The sequence below is a fragment of the Pseudomonas sp. NBRC 111132 genome, assembly GCF_001320565.1.
GTDB classification, from domain to species: domain Bacteria; phylum Pseudomonadota; class Gammaproteobacteria; order Pseudomonadales; family Pseudomonadaceae; genus Aquipseudomonas; species Aquipseudomonas putida_P.
In genome coordinates, this window is the sequence record NZ_BCBI01000110.1 from 1 (window position 1) to 5,527 (window position 5,527).

General features: G+C 64.8%; 6 protein-coding genes. 4 read left to right on the forward strand and 2 right to left on the reverse strand.

The genetic code is table 11. The features are described from left to right. A partial coding sequence (locus APH35_RS27725; RefSeq protein ID WP_177335404.1) for a pentapeptide repeat-containing protein occupies positions 1–383 on the reverse strand: 383 nt, incomplete at its 3' end. A 67-nt stretch (positions 384–450) separates the two neighbouring features. Beyond that, entirely contained in the window at positions 451–2,346 is a 1,896-nt protein-coding gene (gene exaA / locus APH35_RS27730; RefSeq protein ID WP_012272751.1) for a quinoprotein ethanol dehydrogenase, read from the reverse strand. A 254-nt stretch (positions 2,347–2,600) separates the two neighbouring features. Here exaA and pedF point away from each other — a divergent pair, with 254 nt between their 5' ends. The 4 genes from pedF to APH35_RS27750 form a co-directional block, all read left to right on the forward strand. Beyond that, complete coding sequence (gene pedF / locus APH35_RS27735) at positions 2,601–3,062, forward strand: cytochrome c-550 PedF (RefSeq protein WP_012272750.1); 462 nt, start codon at positions 2,601–2,603, stop codon at positions 3,060–3,062. A 5-nt stretch (positions 3,063–3,067) separates the two neighbouring features. Then, the gene (locus APH35_RS27740) at positions 3,068–3,943 is read left to right on the forward strand and encodes a substrate-binding periplasmic protein (protein WP_012272749.1); all 876 of its coding nucleotides are present in this window, start codon (positions 3,068–3,070) and stop codon (positions 3,941–3,943) included. Positions 3,944–3,951: 8 nt separating this feature from the next. Further along, positions 3,952–4,713, forward strand: coding sequence for a quinoprotein dehydrogenase-associated SoxYZ-like carrier (locus APH35_RS27745; RefSeq protein ID WP_060515822.1), 762 nt, complete (start codon positions 3,952–3,954; stop codon positions 4,711–4,713). Positions 4,714–4,751: 38 nt separating this feature from the next. Continuing rightward, positions 4,752–5,527: quinoprotein relay system zinc metallohydrolase 1 (locus tag APH35_RS27750; protein ID WP_060515823.1), on the forward strand; the 776-nt coding region annotated here is incomplete at its 3' end.

A 5,527-nucleotide genomic window follows, 5' to 3' on the forward strand; every position in this document is an offset into this window, starting at 1 on the left:
GCAAACTGTGCCCCTTGGGCGAACAGCCCCCAGCCCTGAATGGCCACCAGCCTACTATTGCTCAGGTCGGCCAAGCGCAGGTTGCTCTGTTGCAGGCTGGCGCGGGTCAGGTTGGCGCCTTGCAGGCGGGCCCTTTCCAGGTTGGCCAGGTCCAACTGGGCATGGCGCAGGTCGGCATCGCGCAGGTCGGCGCCGGCCAGGTTCATCTTGCGCAGGTCCTGGTTGGCCAGCTTGGCGCCGCGCAGGTTGGCCCCCGGGCACTGGCTGGCTTCGGCAATCACGCAGCCGTTGATGGTCAAAGGGGCATCGTTGCCAGCATCGTCGGCATTCTCGGCCATGGCAGGGGACAGCACCAACAGCAAGGCAAAGGGTAAGTAGTTCATGGCGAAAGGCTCTATGCAGAAGAAGGGCTGATGCGGGGAGGGGCACAGGCCCGCTCCCCGCTGCAGGTCAACGCTGTGCAGTCTTGGTGTCCCAACTAGGGATCTTGAACACCCAGAACGAGCCGCCCTGCGCCACGGGTTTGGTCAGCTCGGCCATGTCGCCGCCCCACAGCGGCACCGCGCCGCCATAGCCCACGGTCACGCCGATGTACTGCTCGCCATCCTGCTCCCAGGTGATGGGCGGCGAAACGATGCCGCTGCCGGTCTGGAACTTCCACAGCTCCTTGCCCGTCTTGGCGTCGAACGCCTTGAAGAAACCGTCACCCGTGCCGGTGAATACCAGGTTGCCCTTGGTGGCCAGCACGCCTGCCCACAGCGGCAGGTGCTCCTTGTGTTCCCACACCAGCTTGCCGGTAGTCGGGTCCATGGCGCGCAAGGTGCCGACGTGGTCGTCGTACATGCGCTTGATACGGAAGCCCATGCCCAGGTAGGCCGAGCCTTTCTTGTAGTTCACTTCCTCGGTCCAGTATTCCTCTTTCCACTGGTTGCCGGGGATGTAGAACAGGCCAGTGTCTTGGCTGTAGGCCATGGGGTTCCAGTTTTTGCCGCCAAGGAACGGTGGCGAGACTTCCACCGGCTTGCCCTTGGTTTCACCCGGCAACGGCTTGGCCGGGCGTTGGCCGGGGTTTTCCACCGGGCGCCCGGTCTTCAGGTCGATGTGGCTGGCCCAGGTGATGTTGTCGACGAAGGGGAAGGCGTTCTGCAGCTTGCCGTTGTTGCGGTCTACCACGTAGAAGAAGCCGTTGCGGTCGGCGTGGGCGGTGGCCTTGACCACTTTGCCGTCCTTATCTTTGTAGTCGAACAGCACCAGCTCGTTGTTGCCGGAGAAGTCCCAGGCATCGTTGGGGGTGTGCTGGTAGAACCATTTGACCTCGCCGGTGCTCGGGTCGACGCCGACCTGGCCGGAGGTGTACAGGCTGTCGAAGTCATGCGGGTTGCCGTCCTTCGACGTGCGCGCCCAGGTATTCCACGGGCCGGGGTTACCCGCGCCAACGATGATGGTGTTGGTCTCGGGGTCGAAGCTGGCGCTTTGCCAAGGGGCGCCGCCGCCGTGGCTCCAGGCCTCGACCTTGCCGGTTTCGGTGGTGGGGTCGTCTGGCCAGGACGGCGCCTTGACATCGCCGGTCGGGGTGCTGTCCTTGCCGTTCAGGCGGCCCATGTGGCCTTCGACGAAAGGCCGCATCCACACCTCTTCGCCGGTGTCTGGGTCGCGCGCGAACAGCTGGCCGACCACGCCGAATTCATCGCCGGAGCTGCCGTGGATCAGCAGAACCTTGCCGCTGGTCTTGTCCTTGATCAGCACCGGTGCGCCGGTCATGGTGTAGCCGGCGCTGTGGTCGCCGAACTTCTTGTTCCACACCACTTTGCCGGTGTTTTTGTCCAGGGCGATGACCCGCGCGTCCAGGGTGCCGAAGTAAATCTTGTCGCCGTAGATCGCTGCCCCGCGGTTGACCACGTCGCAGCACGGGCGAATGTTGTCGGGCAGGCGATGGTTGTAGGTCCACAGGCGTTTGCCGGTCTTGGCATCGAGGGCGAATACCCGTGAGTAGGAGCCTGTGACGTAGACCACGCCGTCGCTGACGATGGCCTGGGACTCCTGGCCGCGCTGCTTCTCGTCGCCGAAGGAGTAGGACCAGGCCGGCGTGAGCTTGAACACGTTCTGGTCGTTGACCTGGGCCAGCGGGCTCCAGCGCTGGGCGTTGGTGCCCATGCCGTACTGCAGCACGTCCTGGGTGGTCAGGTGGTCATTGGCGATGTCTTCCCAGGTGACGTGCTTGCCGGCAGGTGCAGCAGAGGGGGTGGCCGCTGTTGCCACAGTGCCCAGGGCCAGGCTACCGGCCATCAGCAGGACGCGCACGCTCAAGGCCAGAGGGGAAAGGGCGGGTAGCGATCTTATTGTCATGGTTGCAGTTCCCAGTGGAGGTTTTGGCCTGCACAGGGTGGGGTGGGGCGGTGGTTGCGGGATACGGAAAAATTCCCGCCCTTGCCGGGAAGAGTTCCCGCACGGCACCTCAATTGGCCCTTCGCCACAAGCCCTACTACCAAGGGAGTAAGGCCCGGCCACCAAAGCAGCATTCGGCCGCCTGCGGGCTGTTTCTAAGATGGCGGCACGGCCTCTGTGGTTGAGGCTTTGCGTGCAATGGTGAGGGCATAACAATGACAAAAAAACGCGATGTGTTGCTTGCTGCAGGGTTGCTGGCCGGGGCTGTGCTGACCGGCACGGCCTGGGCCCATGGCAACGTGGTGCCCCAGGCCGTGGAGACCAAGGGCTTGACCCCGATCAAGGACGCTGGCGTTAGCCTGGACGGCGACGGTTGGGCGGCAGTGAACCCTTACCGCAGCTCACCCGAGCACGACAAGGCCGTGGAAATCGGTGCCTCGGCCTACAACCAGAACTGCGCGGCCTGCCATGGGCTGGAGGCCAAGTCCGGCGGTATCGCCCCGGACCTGCGCATGCTCGATGCCGGTGATGCCGGCGATGAGTGGTTCGTTGAGCGGGTGCGCCACGGTGCGGTGCGCGACGGCCGCGTGTACATGCCTAAGATGGCCGATTACCTGAGCCAGGAAGCGCTGTGGGCGGTGCGCACCTACCTGGACAGCGTGCACGTCGAGGAGTGACGGCCATGCGCCTGTGGACGGTGCTGTTGAGTGGCCTGCTGCTGTGTTGCGCGGTGGCCCAGGCGCAGGTGCGCAACTACGACGCGATCATCGCCGCCGGCGAGTTGAAAGTGGCGGTGTACAAGGATTTCGCACCCTACAGTTTCCAGGACCACGGCCAGCCGCGAGGCGTCGATGTGGAGCTGGCACAGGCCCTCGCCACGGCCTTGGGGGTGCGCCTGCAACTGATTTGGGCACCGCCTGGAGAAAAGCTCGACGATGACCTGCGCGACTACATCTGGCGCGGCAGCCCGCTGCGCCACCAGCAATTGGCCGACCTGATGATGCGGGTGCCATACGATCACGATTACGCGCAGAAGCGCAATGAACTGGGCGAGCTGGAAAACGCCCAGGTGGTGATGTTCGGCCCCTATCAGCAAGAGCGCTGGCAGGTGGCCTATGACCAGCGCCGGCTGGCCTCGGTGGCCAGTGTGGCGGTGTTCCAGCAGCACCCGATCGGGGTCGAGGTCGACAGCGTGCCGTCGTTCTACCTGACCTCGGTGTTCAACGGCATGCTCAGCGCCAAGACCCACCATTACCCCAACGTGCAGCAGGCATTTGCCGCGATGCAGGCCGGCCAGGTGGACGCGGTGATGGCGATGCGCGGCGAGGTCGACTGGCAACTGCACCAAGCCGCCGACCCGCAACTGGCCCTGGCGGAAAACGCCTACCCGAACCTTGGCAAGCAAGCCTGGGAAATCGGCATGGCTGTGCACGAAAGCAACCGGCAGTTGGCCTATGCGGTGGAGGAGGCCCTCGAGGGCATGATCCGTGATGGCCGGCTCAAGGCGATGTATGCCACTTACGGCCTGCGTTACGAGGTCCCGGAGATGTATCAATAGGAGTGGCCATGAACTGGCGAGCGACGTTCCTGCTGGCCTGCTGGATGCCCTTGGCGGCCCAGGCTGCGACGCAGGGCACCCACATAGACCCGGTGCCCTCGGTCATGTGGGACTTCTACCACAAGCAGATACTGGGCCAGGCAGCGTTCGTGTTCGATGACCGTGTAAAACTGCTGGCGCCGCCCTTTGCCGAGGACGCGCGGCAGGTGCCGCTGGAGATCGACGCCCGGGCGTTCACGGGCGAGGTGGTACGGATCATCGCCTGGGCCGAACTCAACCCGTTGCCGCGCATCGTCGACTTCCAGCCTGGCGAGCGCGTGCTGCCCTGGTTGTCGATCCGTATTCGTATCGAGCAGGCCACGCCGCTGCGTGCCGCCGTGCTGACGCGCGATGGCCTGTGGCATGTCGGCTCGACCCTGATTGATGCCGCAGGTGGCGGGTGTACCGCGCCCAGCGTAGTCCGTACCCAACCCGGCTGGGAGGAGCACCTCGGTGAAGTGCTGGGCGGGCGCTACCCGCGTGGCGACAGCAGCCGCCTGCGCCTGCAGGTGGCCCACCCGATGGATAACGGCCTGGTCAGCGGCATTCCCGAGTTCTTCCTCAACCATGCCGAGTTGCAAGACGCGGACGGCCAGCGCCTGGCGAGCCTCGAGCTGTACCCGGCGGTCAGCGAAAACCCCAACCTGGGCTTTGACATCCGCGGCACCGGGCCAACCCGGCTGTTGTTGCAGGACAACAGCGGCAACCAGTTCGAGGCAGCGGTGCCCTGAGCAGTTGCCCGACTTCACCCCAGACCAGAGGCGCCGTCATGCGTTGGACCCTGCTGTTGCTACTGTGCCTGGGGCTGCCGGCCCAGGCCGACCTGGAATACCGGCTCACTCCCCGGCAGATCGCCGAGGGCACCTGGTTGCTGGAAGGCAGCACCGACAATTTTGCCAAGGCCAATGGCGGCAATGTGGTCAACACCGCATTCATCGTCACCGACAGTGGTGTGGTGATCATCGACAGCGGGCCATCGAAACGCTATGGCGAAGCGATGCGTCAGGCGATTGCCGCCGTCACCGACAAGCCGGTGCTGGAAGTGCTGTTGACCCATCATCACCCTGATCACGTACTGGGCAACCAGGCCTTTGCAGATGTGCCGATTGGCGCCTTGGCCGGCACCCGCGACCTGCTGCGCCAGCAAGGCGACGCCATGGCCGAAAACATGTACCGCCTGGTTGGCGACTGGATGCGCGGTACCGAGGTGGTGTTGCCGACCCAGGTGCTGCAGCCGGGGGTGCGTGAAGTGGGCGGGCACCGCCTGCGGCTGCTGGCGCTGAGCGGGCATACCGGTGCCGACCTGGCGATTCTCGATGAAAACACCGGCGTGCTGTTCGCCGGCGACCTGGTGTTCTACGAACGTGCCCTGACCACGCCCAACAGCCCGGGGCTGGAGGTGTGGCTCAAGGACCTGGACACCTTGCAGGCGTTGCCCTGGAAGCAACTGGTGCCCGGCCACGGCCCGGTGGCCAGTGATGCGCAGCCGTTCGCGCAGATGCGTGACTACCTGGGTTGGCTGGATGGCCTGATGCGTGATGGCGC

Bases quoted from the DNA above. Each gene is read 5' to 3' on its own strand.
- pedF (WP_012272750.1), top strand. From the start codon at position 2,601: ATGACAAAAAAACGCGATGTGTTGCTTGCTGCAGGGTTGCTGGCCGGG.
- exaA (WP_012272751.1), bottom strand. From the start codon at position 2,346: ATGACAATAAGATCGCTACCCGCCCTTTCCCCTCTGGCCTTGAGCGTG.
- APH35_RS27740 (WP_012272749.1), top strand. From the start codon at position 3,068: ATGCGCCTGTGGACGGTGCTGTTGAGTGGCCTGCTGCTGTGTTGCGCG.
- APH35_RS27745 (WP_060515822.1), top strand. From the start codon at position 3,952: ATGAACTGGCGAGCGACGTTCCTGCTGGCCTGCTGGATGCCCTTGGCG.